Below are 16,763 nucleotides of genomic sequence, written 5' to 3'. Positions count from 1 at the left end.
GTGGCTGAATTGCCCGGGGGCGATGCTTGCGCATCTGTCCGGGCTACCGATCCGCGGGCGGCTGGGAACCCGTAGCCCCGGTAAGGCGCCAGCCGCCACCGGGGAAATAAGCAGAAGCCGCGCTATGACGCCTGCGGTTTGCCATCCCGGCGGGCGAAGCGGTTTTCGACGACCGGCAGGCCCAGCTTCTCGCGCAGCGTGCCGGTCGGATAGCGATCCCGCATCGCGCCGCTGCGCTGCAGAATCGGCACCACCTGCTCAACGAAGCGGTCGAAGTCCCCCGGCAGCAGCGGGAACATCAGGTTATAACCGTCGGCGGCGCCGGCGCGCCAGGTTTCCGTCAGCGCGCTGGCGATCTCCTCGGCGCTGCCGATTAGCAGCCAGCTATCGGAGCTTTGCAACAGCAGCTTGCCCAACGCCAGGATCGGCAATCGCGGATCGTAATCACGAATCAGCCTGAGGGCGGTGCGGATCCCATCAAAGGTCTCTTCCTCCGGCAGCGGCGGCAGCGGTTGGTCGACGGGATAAGCGGATAAATCCATGCGCAGATAGGAAGAGAGCAGGTCGATGGCCATCTGGTCGCTCATTAGCTGCTCGTTAAGACGCTGGCGTTCCTCCTTTTCCGCGTTTGAGTGCACCACCACCGGTAACACGCCGGCGATGATTTTGAAATGCGCCGGATCGCGGCCGTGGCTGCGCAAACGCTGGTTCATCTCTTCGCGGTAGGTCAGCCCCTCAGCGATAGATTTGATAAACACAAAATGCATATCTGACCAGGCGGCGGCGAGATTTTTACCCGCCTCAGACGAGCCGGCCTGCACCAGGACCGGATGCCCCTGCGGCGGGCGAGGGACGTTCAGCGGCCCGCGCACGCGGAAGAACTCGCCCGCGAAATCAAGATGATGCACCTTACTGGAATCGGCAAACAGCCCGCTGGCTTTGTCATAGCGCACCGCGCCGTCTTCCCACGAGTCCCACAGCTGAGTGACCACATCAATAAACTCACCGGCGCGCTGGTAGCGGCTGCCGTGCTGCGGCAGGTGGTCAAGGCCGAAGTTCGCCGCTTCCTCCTCCAGCCATGAGGTCACGATATTCCAGCTGGCCCGCCCGTTGCTGAGAAAATCGAGGGAGGCGAAATAGCGGGCGAGATTATAGGGCTCGTTATAAGAGGTGGACGCCGTGCCCATCAGGCCGATATGTTCCGTTACCGCCGCCAGCGCCGAGAGAAGAGTGATGGGCTCCAGCCGGGCGTTGGCGTAATGGGTTAAGCCGCTGGGCACCGTGTCCCAGATAGCGATATGGTCGGCGACAAAAATGGCGTCGAGCGTCGCGGCCTCCGCTTTACGGGCCAGATCGACATAGTACTTGAGGCTGAAAATTTCCTTCTCCGGCGCCTGCGGGTGACGCCAGGAAAAGCGGTAGTCACCCTGGGGATTGAAGAAGAAAAGGTTCAGGATCATAGGATTATTTGGCATTTTCTCGGCTCAGTTGGAGGTGATGCCTTCCCTGGCATGGCGGCGATCAGTTGCCGTTGAGGTGCGTTTTGACCCACTGCTCGGCCACCGCTGCCGGATCTTTATGCTGCAGATCTACCTGCTGGTTAAGTTCGATCAGCGCGGCGTTGTTCAGCTTGCCGGAGACCTCATTGAGTACTTCGCTGATTTTCGGCGTCAGGCTGGCTTTGCGCACCAGCGGCACCACGTTCTGGCTTGGCTGTTCATGCTTATCATCCTCCAGGACTACCCAATCCTCTTTTGCGAGGTTGCCCTGAGTGGAGACGACCGTGGCGACGTCGATTTTGCCGGAGTTAAGCGCCAGACGGGTCAGCGGACCGCCCATATCCAGAGATTTCACCGCCTTAAATTCAAGCCCGTAGACGCGCTTAAGGCCCGGCAGGCCCAGGGCGCGTACCGGGAATTCCGGCGGGCCGCCGATAGTCAGCTGATGGGCCACGGGCTGCAGGTCGGAAAGCTTGCTGAGGTGATATTTTTTTGCCGTTTCCGCGCGCACGGCCCAGGCGGTAATGGACGAGGCCGGGGAGGGGGTGAGCAGCGTAAAGTCCGCCGGCAGCGCTTTGGCTAACTCAGCGCTAACGTCGCTCTGGCTGGTGGCCAGCGTTTTGCCGTCATAATAGTTCAGCAGGGCACCGAGATATTCCGGAACAATATCAATTTCGCCGCTCTGCAGCGCCGGAATAATAATCTCGCGATTGCCGAGATTAAGGCGGGTTTTCACCGCAATATCGTTTTTCTTTAGTGCGCTGGCGTAAATATTGGCAAGGATTGAACTTTCGGTGAAATTCGCTCCGCCAATGGTGACGTCCTGCGCCAGGGCGTTAAAACTTAAGCTTAATAATCCCGCGGTGAATAGCGAAAGACGCAAGCGGCGACGATGCGCGGAAATGCCAAATAGCTGCTTCATAATACCTCTTTACCTGCAGGTGGTTTTTTGTTGTTGGGGAATTAATTTATTTGCGCGACCGGCGCCGGGACGATGCGCCGGGAGAGTAATGAAAAAAGCAGTTCGCAGCCGATGGCCAGCAGCGATACCACTAGCGAACCGGCAATAACCTGGGGAATATCGCGCTGGCCAAGTCCGTCGATCAGAAAGCGCCCGAGGCCGCCAAGGCCGGCGTAGGCGGCGACGACGGCGGTCGCGATCAGCTGTACCAGCGCGGTCCGCAGGCCGGCGAGTATCAGCGGCGCGGCAAGCGGTATCCGCAGCTGCCACAGGCTCTGGAGCGGCGTCATGCCCAGCGCTTTTGCCGCATCGCACAGCTGACGGTCGGCATGATAAATGCCAACCCAAGCGTTGGTGAGGATCGGCGGAATCGACATCGCCACCAGCGCGGTAAATACCGGAATATCATTAAAGCCAAACACAATAATGCATAAAAGGATTAAACCTAAAGAGGGAATGGCGCGACCAATATTAAACAGATTAATAATCACAAACGCGCCCTTGCGCCAGTAGCCAAGAATAATCCCCAGCGGCAGCGCAATCGCCGAGGCAACGACTATGCTGATCAGCACATAATAAAGATGTTCACGTAGGCGAAGTAATATTCCCGCATCGCCTGTCCAGTGCTGCGGTTGTAATAACCAGTGAAACGTTGCTTGCAGGATATCCATTAGCGGGCCCACGGCGTTAGCCAATAGCCGACGCGGGCAATCAGCGAATCCAACAGCAGAGATAGCACAACGCTGAGCGCCAGGCTGACCGCGATAGGCGTGACAAAGTTCTGGTTAAACCCGGCTAACAGAAGCTGCCCGAGACCGCCCTGGCCAATTAAGGCGGTGACCGTCACCAGTCCGACCAGCGTCACCGAAGCGATGCGTAACCCGGCGAACAGCGAGGGCAGCAGCAGATGCAGCTCTATATCGACAAAACGAAACCAGCGGGTATAGCCCAGCGCGCGCGCCGACTCCAGCACCGTCGCCGGGAGTTTCTCAATTCCGGCGATAACGTTGCGCAGCAGGATCAGCAGCGAGTAGAGCGTCAGGCCAATAATTGAGGTCATCAGCGACAGTCCGGTAAACGGCAGTAAGAGAATAAACAGCGCCAGAGACGGGATAGTGAACAGGATCCCGCACAGGTAGATCAGCGGCTGGGCGGTCGCGGGCCAGCGCAGCGTCAGGCTAATCAATACGCCGGTGAAGAGGGTGCCGAAAAACAGCGAAACGATCACCAGCTGTACATGCTGCCAGAGCAGTTCACCGATCATGATTTTGTTGTCGAGGATCCACAGCCAGTCAATCATAGCGGCGAAGATCCACGTGGCCTTCCAGCACGTTCTGCAGCAGAGCGTGGGAGATGCTGCCCTGATATTCACCGTCGGCATCGACATGAACCACTACGCCGCCGGGGGCATCCAGCAGCGCGCTGTAGGCAAAGCGCAGCGTGTTGATGGCCGCCAGCGGCGCGTCGACCGGCAGCGTCCGGCGCTTAACCGGATCGTACCAGTTTAGCGGACGCCGTTTTTTGTCCAGCACCAGGCGCAGCGGACTGGCGACCGGCGGATGCGGGCTGGCGATGGGGGAGAGGCTCTCATCAATAAGCGGCACGTCATGGCGCGGGAGCTGTCCGACCTGAATTCTCCCCAGCCGTTGCAGATTCGGTTCGGGGCCGATAAAGCGGCGCACAAAGTCGCTGGCCGGATGCGACAAAATATGGTCAGGCGTAGCGAACTGCGCCAGCTCGCCGCCCTCCTGGAAGATAGCGATTCTATCGCCAAGGCGGATAGCTTCATTGATATCATGGGTCACCAGGACGATCGTTTTGCGCAGGCGCTGTTGCAGCAACAGCAGCTCGTCCTGCAGGCGCTCGCGAACGACCGGGTCGATAGCGGCAAAAGGTTCGTCCATCAGGAGAACAGGCGGATCGGCGGCCAGCGCTCTGGCGATCGCCACGCGCCCCTGCTGGCCGCCGGAAAGCTGGTGCGGATAGCGGGGCAGGACGTTGCGGTCGAGAGACATCAAATCCACTAATTCGTCGATGCGCGCCTGGATATGCTTTTTGCTCCAGCCGAGAAGGCGCGGAACCGTGGCTATATTTTGCGCGACCGTACGATGCGGAAAGAGGGCGGCGCTTTGCATGACAAAGCCAATTTGGCGGCGCACCTGAATAATATCGGCAGCGGCAAGCTTAACGTCCTGAACGTATACGTCACCGGCGTCAGGAACATCCAGCTGATTAATCATCCGCAGAATGGTTGTTTTTCCGCACCCGCTGGGGCCAACGAAAGTGCACAGTTCGCCGCTATTAATTACCAGATTAAGGCCGCGAATAGCCGCATGCGCGCTGCCGGGGTAGGTCTTGCGAATATTATCGAGTTTAATCATAAAGCCGTTGCGCCCTGAATGTTCTTTCATGAAAAGCATGAATAGAGCACAAGCTACAGAGGCGGTGATTAACGAGCAAATATGATATTTGCATTTGCAATGCCGCGATTCGAATTAAAGCGTCGACGTCAATCAGCGTGCGGGAGAGATTCGGTAAAGGGGCTGGCGAGTGGGGCGAGTTAAAACCCGCAGGGACTTATCGCATCGATCCGCTCTCCGCTAACCGGATGCATGAAATGCAGTTCGCTGGCGTGCAGCATCAGGCGCGGCGCCTGTTCTGTTCCCGGAAGTAGCAGACCGCCGTAGAGGTCGCAGCCCAGAATAGGGTGACCAAGCTGCTGGCAGTGAATACGCAGCTGGTGGGTGCGGCCGGTTTCCGGCGTCAGCTGGACCCGCGTCACCGGCACGCTATCTTGATAACGCAGGCGCTCAACCACCCGATAGCCGGAACGGGCTGGCTTGCCGCGGCGCGGGCAAATCGTCATCAGCGGAAACAGCGCCGGATCTTTGGCTATCGGGGCGTCAATGGTACCTTCATCGTCCGCCAGATGCCCGCACAGCAGCGCGCTGTAGACTTTGCTCACCGCACGCTGGCTGAACTGCTGGCAGAGGGCGGCGTTGATGACCTTGTTGCGCGCAATCACCATCAGCCCGGAGGTGCCGAAATCAAGACGATGCGCCAGAGCGCAGCCGGGAAACTGCTGTACCAGCCGATAATGTACCGAGTCGAGATTGCGCGGATTTTTCCCTGACAGACTGAGCAAGCCTGCGGGTTTATCGATCAGCAGCAGATGCTCATCCTGATAGAGTATGTCGATTTCAGCGTGGCACGGCGGGGCGATAAAGGTATCGATAATCGTAGACATCAGGCTGCGCGAATAAGGAGTGGATGCGGATGATAGCGAATTTTCCGCCGCCAGGCGAATTATGCGCTCACGGCGCTCGTCGACTTAATATGCTGCCAGAAACGCTCGGCGGACTGATTGAGCCGCGCGCCGGAGCGATAGATGTAGGCGCCGATGGGCAGCGACAGGCTCGCATCCATAATCGCCAGGCGGCCTTCCTCAAGCTCGCGCTTGATCGAGTACTGCGGCAGCCAACCCACCCCGTCGCCGTTGAGGATCATGCGTTTTAATAGCTCGCTCATGGAAGATACGAAGGTTAACGAGAAGGTAATCTCCGGCTTGCGGTCGATAACCTGGTTCACCTGGCGACCCATATAGCTGTCGTTGGCGTATTTCATCAGCGGCAGCACCCCGCGGTGCAAATTAAAAAGCGGCCTGCCGTGTTTATCGCAGGGGGAGACGAGATGCAGCGCCGAGTCGAATATTTTGTGATTGATAAACGGATAGTTCATCAGCTCTTCATTATAAAACGACAGGATAAAATCACTCTTGCCTTCTTTCAGATTGAACACGGCGTCGTTGACGTTAATCGATTCAACATGAAAAGTTTTATTCTTTCTGTCGGTATAACCGGCGATAATTTCGGGGAGCAATAAAACGGAAAGCGAAGGCGCCGCGTCGATTCTTATTTTCTGAGTCGTGTTGTTCAGCCCTTTAATTCGGCTGATCTGGAAGTCCATATCGTCGAGCATATTACGCGCATAGCCGATAAAAATCTTTCCGCGGTTGGTGAGCTGGAGCGGGTTCGCCGAGCGGTCGAAGATGCTGAAGCCCAGCGAGGCCTCAAGCGCCTGAATCCGGCGGCTGAACGAGGATTGTGAGATATTCCGGCTTTTTGCCGCCAGCGTAAAGCTTCTGGACTCCTCAAGGGCAATCACATCGTAAAGCCATTTTACTTCCAGATTCGCCAGCACAGACTCTTTCCCCACCCCTGCAATAATAGCTATGCAATTTTAGCATAACGCATAGAAACTATGCAATTAACATAATTATCTACAGGTGTTAACATTTTTTGCAGAGTTAGCTTATGACTTATTCGTGTAAGCGATATGTCTAAAGTACAGGCGAAACCCTACACGAGCACGATTTTAAATCGCCGGCTCTGGTCTGCTCATCCTGTTTATTTAATTACCCGATGGTTTTTTATTAAAATAAATCCATCCGTTTCACTGACAGGTTGAAATAGCCTAATAGCATCTTATCCAGCCAATAGTTTGTCAGGAGTGCCATGTCACGTATTGAATCAGTAAAAGACGCTCTTCTTTCGCTCGGTATTCAGGAGAGCAGCGAGCTGTTTTATAACCCCGATTACGACTTGCTGATTGCGCATGAAACCAGCCCGGAATTAACCGGCGCGGCGCGCGGCGTCATGACCGAGTCCGGGGCGGTTGCCGTGGATACCGGGATCTTTACCGGGCGCTCGCCGCGCGACAAATATATCGTCAGGGACGAGCTGACGCGTGACACCGTCTGGTGGGCCGATTCCGGCCTGGGCCGCAACGATAATAAGCCGCTGAGCAGCGAAATCTGGGCTGACCTGAAGGCGCTGGTCGCCGGGCAGCTGAGCGGCAAGAAACTGTATGTTGTTGATGCCTGGTGCGGTGCCAGCCCGGCGACGCGCCTCGGCGTCCGCTTTGTCACCGAGGTGGCCTGGCAGGCGCACTTTGTGAAAAACATGTTTATTGCGCCGAGCGCCGAGGAACTGGCGGAATTTACGCCGGACTTCGTTGTCCTCAACGGCGCGGGCTGCACCAACGATAAATGGCAAGAGCAGGGGCTTAACTCCGAGAACTTTGTCGCGTTTAACCTCAGCGAAAAAATTCAGCTGATCGGCGGCACCTGGTACGGCGGCGAGATGAAGAAAGGCCTCTTCTCGGTGATGAACTATCTGCTCCCGCAGCAGGGAATTGCCTCGATGCACTGCTCGGCGAACCGCGGCGAAGCGGGCGACGTGGCGCTGTTCTTCGGCCTTTCCGGCACCGGTAAGACCACGCTTTCCACCGATCCGCTGCGTCAGCTGATCGGCGATGACGAGCACGGCTGGGATGATGACGGCGTGTTCAACTTCGAAGGCGGCTGCTATGCCAAGACCATTAATCTTGACCCGCAGGCCGAGCCGGAAATCTATCGCGCGATTCGCCGTAACGCGCTGCTGGAAAACGTGGTGGTCAGAGCCGATGGCAGCGTGGATTACGCCGACGGCAGTAAGACTGAAAATACCCGCGTCTCTTATCCGTTATCGCATATTGAAAACATCGTGAAACCGGTGTCGCGCGCGGGCCATCCGTCGAAGGTGATTTTCCTCGCCGCCGATGCGTTTGGCGTGCTGCCGCCGGTATCCCGCCTGACGACCGAGCAGATGCAGTATCACTTCCTGTCCGGTTTCACCTCGAAGCTGGCCGGCACCGAGCGCGGCATTACTCAACCGACGCCGACGTTTTCCGCCTGCTACGGCGCGGCGTTCCTGCTGCTGCACCCGACGCAGTACGCCAGCGTTCTGGCGGCCAAAATGGCGGAGGCCGGCGCCGAGGCCTGGCTGGTTAATACCGGCTGGAACGGCGAAGGCAAGCGCCTTTCGCTGCGCGATACGCGCAATATCATCAGCGCGATTTTAAACGGTACCACCGGCGAGCTGCGTGAAGAAACCGTGCCGGTGTTCGGTCTCGCTATCCCGCAAAGCGTGCCCGGCGTCGACAGCGCGCTGCTTGACCCGCGTAGCGGCTGGCCTTCTGCCGACAAATGGCAGGAGAAGGCCGAGAGCCTGGCGCAGCTGTTTATGGATAACTTTAAGCAATACAGCGATACCGACGCCGGGGCCCGGCTGGCGCTAGCTGGCCCGACGCTGGCCAAATCCGCCGTCACGGCATAAGCTATTTTTTCAGCGACAAGCCCGGGCACCCGCCCGGGTTTTTTTATATCCGCAGCGTTCCTGGGCCAGGAACTTGACTCTGCCTGGTTAGCGATTATAAATAAAGGGATGCGGGGTTAAGTATTGGGGCTAAATAACTTCATGGCACAATTGTCATGAGAATTATCCTGGTAACCCTGCTGCAATGCTCTTCCCGCTACGGGGATATGGATAAATAAAGGAATGACTATGAAACTCTGGAGTAAAACGCTGATCGCTTCTGCCGTATGCTTATTTCTTGCCGGCTGTGATGATTCATCAAAAGTGGATGCCAATCTGGATAAAGCTAAAGACAATGCGCAACAAATTAAAGAGGCGGCGTCCGATAAAGCCGAGGCAATTAAGGATCAAGCCGATAAACACATCGACGCGATAAAAAAACAGGCGGCGGACGAGGCCAACAGCCTCAGCAGCCAGGCCTCCAGCATCAAGGCGGAAGCGGATAAAAAAGCGGAAGCTATTGCCCAGCAGGCGCAAGCTCAGGCCGATGCCGTTAAGCAGGATGCCCGACAGAAAAGCGATCAAATTGTCCAGGAAGCGGGAAAAATTAAAGACAACGCGATTGTTGACGCGAATAACCTTGCCAGCGATGCCGCGAATAAAACCAAAGAGATTAAAGAGAGTATCGCTCCCGCGAAAAGCGCTGACGATGCGGCTGCGGCTCCCCAGCAATAACTCTGTCATTATCACCCCCTTTTACGACATTATCTTCAGACCTCAGGTTGGCTGAAGATAATGTTGGTAAAAGAGGCCCGCGAACTATCCCCGGCGCTATCGATGATTCACCCAGACGAGCTTTTCGACCGGGAAACCGAGCTCCCGCGCAATGCCGAGATACTCCTGCCTCACGGATTCCGGGATGGTCGGCGTGCGCGACAGGATCCATAAATAGCCGCGATCGGGGCCGCTGACCAGCGCATATTGATACTGGCTATCCAGCGCAATCACGTTGTAGCCGCCGTAAAACGGGCCAAAAAAGGAGACTTTCAGCGCGGCGGTGGTCGGCGCGCCGGTGAAATACGCTTTACCTTCGCTCTCGCTCCATTTCTGTTTCCGCGGATCGTAACCGCGGTTGAGAACGCTGATACCGCCGTCTTTCCGTTGACCGTAGGTCGCGGTAACCCGCTCCAGACCGCGTTCAAAGCGGTTTTCGAGCCGGGCCACCTCATACCATTTCCCCAGATAACGGCTTGCGTCAAAGTTATTTATCGGCTGGACGCCCTTGGGCGGCGTAGGGGATTTACAGGCGACGAGCGTTAATGCGATAGCAACACCCGTCAGAACAGGCCAAATCTTCATGTGAAGTCCTTTTGTGAACGCGGAGAAAATAAGTATAGCGCAAGCGAGCGGGCCTTTATTCACGCCCCAGGGATGCACATTATATTCAGATAATTCTATAACTTCGAATGTGCTCGCTATTTTCCTCGTCCTGCTTTCGTTAAGGCGATTATCACAAAAAGTTGAATATATTTTAGCGGCCCAGGTGCTAACGTTTGAACGTTATTATTCACAACGGGAAAAGATCGTGAAAAAATTATCCAGTTTGATTCTGTTATCTGCAATCTCTGTCGCTCCAGCCGCGTTTAGCGCCCCCGTCGGGACGCTCAGCGTGCATATCCTCAATCAGCAGACGGGGCTGCCTTCGTCGGGTGTGACCGTTACCCTTGAAAAACAGCAGGCGGATAAATGGACGGCGCTCGCGAGCGGCGTCACGGATAACGATGGGCGTATTAAATCGCTGTATCCAGCAGAAGGGGATATGCAGCCGGGGGTTTATAAAGTGACCTTTAAAACCGGCGATGATTTCAGCAAACAGAAGCTGGCGACGTTTTTCCCGGAGATCCCGGTACTGTTTACCGTGACGCGTACCAATGAAAAGCTGCATATTCCGCTGCTGCTCAGCCAGTACGGCTACTCCACCTACAAAGGCAGCTAAGCGCGACGTCTATCCTGAATAAGCAAAAAGCCTGCGCGTAAGCAGGCTTTTATCAGGCGATGGCCGTGTTTAGTGATTCTGCTGGAGGATCCTTAAAAAATCCTCTTTATTGGCAATCAACGACAGCGCTCTGGCGATGACTTCGTCGCTAAAGATCGACGCCACCTCTCTCAGCACATCAATATGCTCACTCTCTTTGGCGATCACGCCAATGGCAATAAACATGACGTTATTTCTGTCCCAGATCACGCCGTCAGGGAACTGATAAATCTCCACCCCCGTTTTGACAATGATGCTGGTGGCTGATTTAGGCAGATGCGGCAGCGTAATGCCGTTACCCAAAAAGGTGGAGACCTGGCGCTCTCTTTCGGCAAGAAACGCCACGCAATCTTCGCTGACGTACCCTCTGGACCTGAAGTCCGCGCCAATCATGGCCAGCACTTCCGCTTTATTTTTCGCCCGGCACGACAGATGGAGATTATCCTGCGTAATAGTATCGATCATAATCCGCTTTCCTTGGTGGCCGTATTGAATCCTGCAGTAGATTTATTTGCCGACAGCTCCTCTTCCAGCTGCTCCAGCGATTTATTCGATGTTTCTGGCAGCGCCGTTATCACAAAGACAATCGCCAGGTAGTTGATCGCGGCAAAAATCAGGAATACCGGACCTAAACCGAGCTTGGCCTGCAATAATGGGAACAGATAGCTGACGATGGCGTTCATCACCCACATGAAAAATACCGATATGCCCATCGACAGTCCGCGAAACTTCAGCGGGAAAAGCTCCGCCAGCACCACCCAGGTGATAAAGCCCATGGTTCCCTGCATAACGCCAACGAACATCGCGCCGAGCAGCCAGATTGCCGTTGCTTTGATGTCACCGACCAGCGTGTAGTCTACGCCGGCAATGATAAGGTGCAGGGTGGCCATCAGCGCGAAACCATAAATAATGATGGTTTTACGTTTAAAACGGTCAACGAGGAATAGCACGCCAAAGAGCATGCCGCCGACGGAGAACACGCCATTGAGTACGTTGCAGATGAGGGAGGTTCTTTCTGAGAAGCCGGCGCTGCTGAGGATCTCAGTACCATAGTACATGATGACGTTGACCCCGGTGGTTTGCTGCAGCGCCGCCCAAATCACGCCGACCAGCAGGAGTTTGAAAATCCACGGCGTCTGAAGAATGGTGATAAAGGCGTTCTGGGAATGCAGCTTTTTGTCCGCCTCGGCCTTAATCAAGGTGGTGATATCGTTGAACTCTTTGGTTGCACGTTCAAGCGGGCGGATTTGTTTTAATATTTCCAGCGCTTCTTCATGACGGTTTTTACTGATTAGCCAGCGCGGGCTTTCCGGCGACCGCAGCATACCGATAAACAGGCAGATGGCGGGGATCGTCTGCACCATCAGCATATAGCGCCAGACGTCCGGTAGATGGCCCCAGAGAATGCCAATAATGGCGTTGATAGCAAAGGCGGCGAGCTGCCCGATAACAATGGCGACTTCGTTTAAGCCGGTCAGCTTACCGCGCATTTCGGTGGGCGCCACTTCAGAAATAAAGGTGGGAGCGGTGACCGAGGCTCCGCCGACGGCATAGCCGAGGATGAAACGTGAAATAAGCAGTACGGTAATGTCCGGCGCCAGCGCGGACATTAAGGCGCCGATGAAAAAGATGAAGGATAAAAAGAGCAGGTACTTTCTTCTGCCAAAGAAATCCGCGAATTTTCCGCCGAAAACGCTACCTAGCGCGGCGCCGATCAGCAACACGCTCATGACCAGACCTTCTGTGGTCGGGGTCAAGGCCATATATTGTTTCAGTGAGGAAAATGCGCCATTAATAACGCCGGTGTCATAACCGAATAACAGGCCACCGAATGTCGCTACTAAGGTTATTTGGTGTAGTCGCTTTCTCTGCTGTAGGTTCAGATTCATAATAAGAGACATTTTTATACCTTTTGTTTTGATTAACGGCACGAGATAAAAATGTGTCATCCCATCCCAACCACGCTCTGTCTTTTCGCTTTATGAAGCCTGGCTGACATAAAATGGTTTTTTGCCCTGAGTGCTCCTATCCAGCGCGATTGCAGCGCGCTAAATAAAACCGGTCAAAGAGGTTTCTTTTTGATGAATGATGAATCATCGGTATACGCGGGGTTTTGTCCTCCGGGATGGGTGAGGTTCAACATGTCCCGGGCAGCGTTGTGGTATGAACGGATGGTATGGCAAGGGCCAACATAAACGGTTCTGATAACTCCTGATCTCACTTCCTTCATTGCATCCTCCGGGGTTTGGATTTCTGCTGCACCATCAAGGTGGTCAGGGTGCGTTTAGTGAGAGGGTATTATTACCGCTGTAACTGAAACAAAAGTGCAAACAGATCACATTTTGAAAGTTTTATTTCGCTTTGTCGTTGTGGCTTATCTGTAACATCTATGTGTCTATAAAGGTTGTTTTTATAATTAACTGATATATAAAGTAATTTTTATGATTGATTACCCCCTTTCACGGCGACATCAGGGAAGTGAATTGTTAAAATTATGATATATATCACATTTGTTAACACACCTGGTTATGGAATTTAAATTTCATTATTGAGTTTATTTTATTTTTTATTCGAAATTTTAAGGGCGCAGCGGTAAGGGAAAAGTTGAACGGATCGCGCCGTCAGCGCGCTTTTTGACGCCGGTTGATGGAGGGTAATGATACTTATGGTCAATACCTGGCGGCGGGCCCTCTCTGAGAAATACCATTGAGAAGCGCCAATTATCATTGTGATACGCACGCTCTCTTTTTGATAATCCTCCCGACGATATCATCCGCTTTTTCTGGTTTAACCTGCCGCTATTTTTAGAGGCGCCTCACATAACTCAGCCTGAAATAACCCTTTATTTATAGGTGGCATAGCCATTGCTTTATTCCGTTATCTTTCTTTGTGAGTGGAGACTGAAAAATATGGATACATTGCTGGTTGGCAGTGAGGTGCCCCGCGTCGATGGGCTCGCCAAGGTGACGGGTAAAGCGGTCTACGGCGATGACATTATTATGAACAATATGCTGTATGGCGTCTGTCGCTACGTGGATATACCTGCCGGGCGCATCGACGCGCTCGACCTGTCGGAGGCGGAAAAAGTGCCCGGCGTCGTGCGTATTGCCACCTGGAACGATATTCCCGGCCAGCGCAAGCTGGGGGCGATCGTTCCCGATCATCCGCCGATTATCGACAAGGAGATCGCCTATCGCGGCGACGTGGTTGCCGTGGTGGCGGCGGAAACCTACGAGGCAGCCTGCATCGCGGTCGATAAAATCAAAATCACCTACACCCCGTGGGAGCCAATTACCTCCCCGGAAGAGGCGATGAAGCCCGGGGCGCGCCTTATTCACAGCGAACTCGATAGCAACATCATTAACCGCCACCATACGGCGAAGGGCGATATCGACGCCGGATTCGCCGCCTCCAGCCATATTTTCGAACGCGAGTATGAGGTGGGTTTCCAGGAGCACGGCTATATTGAGCCGGAATCGATTACCGCCTATCTGGATAATAATGAACAGATCATGACCATCGAGGGGTCGATTCAAAACGCTCACCGCACCCGGGCGGTGATTGCCAAATATCTTGACCTGCCCCAGGCGAAGGTGAACATTAAGCGCTCCGTGCTGGGCGGCTCTTTCGGCGGCAAGGATGACATTATTGATAACGTCTCCTGCCGGGCGGCGCTGCTGGTGCACCTGACCGGGCGGCCGGTAAAGATCTCCTATAACCGCGAACAGTCGATGCGCGAAAGCTACAAGCGCCACCCCTATAAGATGAAATACCGCATTGGCGTGGACGACGATGCGCGTATTCAGGCGATTAAAATCGACATTATCGCCGATGGCGGCAGCTACTGCGGCCAGACGGTGTTTGTCACCTGGCGCAGTTCCGTGCAGGCGGCGGGCCCCTACAATATTCCTAACGTGCGCGTCGATCTGGTGGGCGTTTACACCAACAACAACTACACCTCGGCCTACCGCGGCTACGGCGCGCCGCAGGTCATTTTCGCCAACGAATCGCTGATGGATGACGTGGCGGGCGAACTGGGCCTGTCGCCCGTCGAATTCCGTCTGCGCAACATACTTAAGCAGGGCGACACCAGCATGGCCGGGCAGGTCTTCAGCGAGCATACCGTCTCCGCGCAGGAGGTGCTGGAGAAAACGCTGCTCAAGGCGGAATACGAGGCCAAACGCGAGCACTACAAAAAGCTTAACGCGGAAGGCGAACCGATCCGCTACGGGATTGGCTTCGCGCTGAGCCATCGCGGCTGCTCTCTGGGGGCCGAGGGTCTGGATGCGTCCTCGGCGCTGATTCAGGTGAATGCCGACGCCAGCGTCAACATCTCCACCTCGGTATCGGAGAACGGACAGGGGCTGCAGACCACCATGTCGCTGCTGGCGGCGGAAGCCTTTGGGATTGGGCTCGAGCGGGTGATGTTCAGCGAACCGGCCACGGCGATGATCGCCGACGGCGGCTCAACGGTCGCTTCGCGCGGTACCCTGATGGGCGGACAGGCGATTCTGAGCGCGGCGAACAAAATTAAACAACGCATGGCGGAGGCTGTCAGGGAAACGCTGAAAGCGCAGAGCATCGACGATATCGCCTGGCAAAACGGCAAGGTGTTTAACCGCCGCCGCCCGGAGCTGAGCCTCAGCTTCCAGCAGGTGTGCGATATGACCCGGGCGACCGGGGCCAACCTCTCCGCCTACGGCTGGCACGTGGCGCCGAATATTCACTGGGATGAAGAGAAGGGCTGCGGCAGCCCCTATTTCACCTGGGTGTACGGCTGCCAGCTGGCCGACGTGGCGGTGGATATGCGCACCGGCAAAATCACCGTCAATAACGTCGTCGCCACCCACGATGTCGGTAAAGTCATTAACCCGGTTGGTTTTAGCGGCCAGGTTTACGGCGGCGTGCTGCAGGGGATGATCGGTTACGGCATGCTGGAGGATTTCAACACCGAGCACGGGGTGGTGAAATCGGAAAACTTTGATACCTATCTGCTGCCGACCATCAAGGATATGCCGCACATCGATATCATTGCGGTGGAAAACTACGATAAAGCGGGGCCGATGGGGGCGAAAGTTATCGGCGAACCGGTACTGGAGCTCGGCGCTGCGGCCCTCAACAATGCGGTGAGCTTCGCCATCGGGCGGCCTAACCGGACCCTGCCGCTGACCCTCGAGCAGATTCGCCTGGGTTACAACCTCAAAAAGCCGGAGCGCCAGAGCGAGCAGATGCTGGAGTCTGGCGATAAGAAACAGGTTCATCGCCTCAATACCCTGTCGCTGAGCGTCCCGCAAACCCTGAAGCAGGCCCTGACGCTGATGGCCGGGAAGGGGGCGATGCCCATCGCCGGCGGTACCGATGTGCTGGTGCAGGCCCGGATGCTGTCCGGCGAGGTGCCGCTTGTCAATATCGCCGGGCTGGCGGAGCTGAAGGAGATTTTTGACGTTGAGGGTGGCGTCTCGATTGGCTCCGGCGTCTGCTTTACCGATCTGGTTAAGCATCCGTTGATTCAGCAGCGCTATCCGCTGCTGGTTACCGCCTGTAAAACCGTCGGCTCCCTGCAACTGCGCAATCGGGCGACTATCGGCGGCAACATCGTCAACGCCGCTCCGTGCGCGGATTCTATGCCGCCGCTGATTATTTACGAGGCGGAGGTGGAGCTGCGCAGCGCGCGTGGGACGCGCCGGATGCCGGTCAGCGAATTTGTCATCGGCGGCTATCGCACCCTTCTTGAGCCCGATGAGCTGGTTATCCGCTTTATCCTGCCGGCGCCGACCCAGCAGCCGCTGATCAATCGCTATCTGCAGCTTGGCCGGCGCAATGCGTTGAACATTACGCGCCAGAGCTTGACCGGGCAGTTCATGGTCGATAAGGGCGTGGTTCGCCTGTGCCGTCTGGTGGATGGCGCGCTGCTGGCCAAACCGCAGCGGCTGCTTGAGGTTGAGCAGGCGCTCATCGGCCGGACGCTGGACGCCGCCACCATTGACTACGCGGCCGGCGTGCTTCACGCCAGGGTAGAGAAAGCCATCGGGGGACGCTGGTCAGCGCCTTATAAGGTCCCGGTATTTATCGATATGTTCCGGCAGATGCTGCAGGAAGTCATGACAGAGCAGAAAAAATAAGGAGCCATGAAC

General features: G+C 55.7%; 14 protein-coding genes. 4 read left to right on the top strand and 10 right to left on the bottom strand.

Features of this window, described 5'->3' with window-relative positions:
* Positions 1 to 122: 122 nt before the first annotated feature.
* The 7 genes from CMQ96_RS00930 to CMQ96_RS00900 form a co-directional block, all read right to left on the bottom strand.
* A complete protein-coding gene (locus tag CMQ96_RS00930) occupies positions 123 to 1,460 on the bottom strand; it encodes an LLM class flavin-dependent oxidoreductase (protein ID WP_098065808.1) in 1,338 nt (445 codons plus the stop codon).
* Between the two features lie 61 nt (positions 1,461 to 1,521).
* Complete coding sequence (locus tag CMQ96_RS00925; RefSeq protein ID WP_098065692.1) at positions 1,522 to 2,421, bottom strand: ABC transporter substrate-binding protein; 900 nt, start codon at positions 2,419 to 2,421, stop codon at positions 1,522 to 1,524.
* A gap of 41 nt (positions 2,422 to 2,462) precedes the next feature.
* Complete coding sequence (locus CMQ96_RS00920; protein WP_004133632.1) at positions 2,463 to 3,131, bottom strand: ABC transporter permease; 669 nt, start codon at positions 3,129 to 3,131, stop codon at positions 2,463 to 2,465.
* Positions 3,131 to 3,760 (bottom strand): ABC transporter permease, encoded by a 630-nt coding sequence (locus CMQ96_RS00915; RefSeq protein WP_004133630.1) that lies wholly within the window; start codon positions 3,758 to 3,760, stop codon positions 3,131 to 3,133. The genes CMQ96_RS00920 and CMQ96_RS00915 overlap by 1 nt, the downstream gene beginning before the upstream one ends.
* Positions 3,753 to 4,841 carry an ABC transporter ATP-binding protein gene (locus CMQ96_RS00910; protein WP_098065806.1) on the bottom strand — a complete coding sequence of 363 codons (1,089 nt, stop codon included), beginning with the start codon at positions 4,839 to 4,841 and terminating at the stop codon, positions 3,753 to 3,755. Before CMQ96_RS00910 ends, CMQ96_RS00915 begins: the two co-directional genes overlap by 8 nt.
* 179 nt (positions 4,842 to 5,020) lie before the next feature.
* Entirely contained in the window at positions 5,021 to 5,707 is a 687-nt protein-coding gene (locus CMQ96_RS00905; protein WP_004133628.1) for an RluA family pseudouridine synthase, read from the bottom strand.
* A gap of 59 nt (positions 5,708 to 5,766) precedes the next feature.
* Positions 5,767 to 6,660, bottom strand: a complete 894-nt coding sequence (locus tag CMQ96_RS00900) for a LysR substrate-binding domain-containing protein (RefSeq protein WP_004133627.1) — start codon at positions 6,658 to 6,660, stop codon at positions 5,767 to 5,769.
* A gap of 314 nt (positions 6,661 to 6,974) precedes the next feature.
* Here CMQ96_RS00900 and pckA point away from each other — a divergent pair, with 314 nt between their 5' ends.
* Positions 6,975 to 8,615: a phosphoenolpyruvate carboxykinase (ATP) gene (pckA, locus tag CMQ96_RS00895; RefSeq protein WP_064342851.1), complete on the top strand. Its 1,641-nt coding sequence runs from the start codon at positions 6,975 to 6,977 to the stop codon at positions 8,613 to 8,615.
* A 228-nt stretch (positions 8,616 to 8,843) separates the two neighbouring features.
* The gene (locus CMQ96_RS00890; protein WP_024357846.1) at positions 8,844 to 9,329 is read left to right on the top strand and encodes a hypothetical protein; all 486 of its coding nucleotides are present in this window, start codon (positions 8,844 to 8,846) and stop codon (positions 9,327 to 9,329) included.
* A 96-nt stretch (positions 9,330 to 9,425) separates the two neighbouring features.
* Here CMQ96_RS00890 and CMQ96_RS00885 read toward each other — a convergent pair whose 3' ends face one another.
* On the bottom strand, positions 9,426 to 9,953 hold the full coding sequence (locus tag CMQ96_RS00885; protein WP_004133622.1) for a lipocalin family protein: 528 nt from the start codon (positions 9,951 to 9,953) through the stop codon (positions 9,426 to 9,428).
* Positions 9,954 to 10,179: 226 nt separating this feature from the next.
* Between CMQ96_RS00885 and uraH the strand changes: the two genes are divergently transcribed.
* Positions 10,180 to 10,590: a hydroxyisourate hydrolase gene (uraH, locus tag CMQ96_RS00880; protein WP_024357847.1), complete on the top strand. Its 411-nt coding sequence runs from the start codon at positions 10,180 to 10,182 to the stop codon at positions 10,588 to 10,590.
* A 69-nt stretch (positions 10,591 to 10,659) separates the two neighbouring features.
* Here the strand turns inward: uraH and CMQ96_RS00875 are convergent, their stop codons facing one another.
* Complete coding sequence (locus tag CMQ96_RS00875) at positions 10,660 to 11,094, bottom strand: PTS sugar transporter subunit IIA (RefSeq protein WP_004133620.1); 435 nt, start codon at positions 11,092 to 11,094, stop codon at positions 10,660 to 10,662.
* Positions 11,091 to 12,530: a sugar porter family MFS transporter gene (locus tag CMQ96_RS00870; protein ID WP_004133618.1), complete on the bottom strand. Its 1,440-nt coding sequence runs from the start codon at positions 12,528 to 12,530 to the stop codon at positions 11,091 to 11,093. The genes CMQ96_RS00875 and CMQ96_RS00870 overlap by 4 nt, the downstream gene beginning before the upstream one ends.
* 1,008 nt (positions 12,531 to 13,538) lie before the next feature.
* Here CMQ96_RS00870 and CMQ96_RS00865 point away from each other — a divergent pair.
* Positions 13,539 to 16,751: a molybdopterin cofactor-binding domain-containing protein gene (locus CMQ96_RS00865; RefSeq protein ID WP_098065690.1), complete on the top strand. Its 3,213-nt coding sequence runs from the start codon at positions 13,539 to 13,541 to the stop codon at positions 16,749 to 16,751.
* The last annotated feature ends 12 nt before the right edge of the window (positions 16,752 to 16,763 follow it).

It is taken from the genome of Klebsiella sp. MBT K-1 (assembly GCF_002556465.1).
In the GTDB taxonomy this organism is placed as follows: domain Bacteria; phylum Pseudomonadota; class Gammaproteobacteria; order Enterobacterales; family Enterobacteriaceae; genus Klebsiella; species Klebsiella grimontii.
The sequence above is the reverse complement of the archived record's forward strand: the minus strand, read 5'-3'. Positions and strand labels throughout refer to the sequence as shown.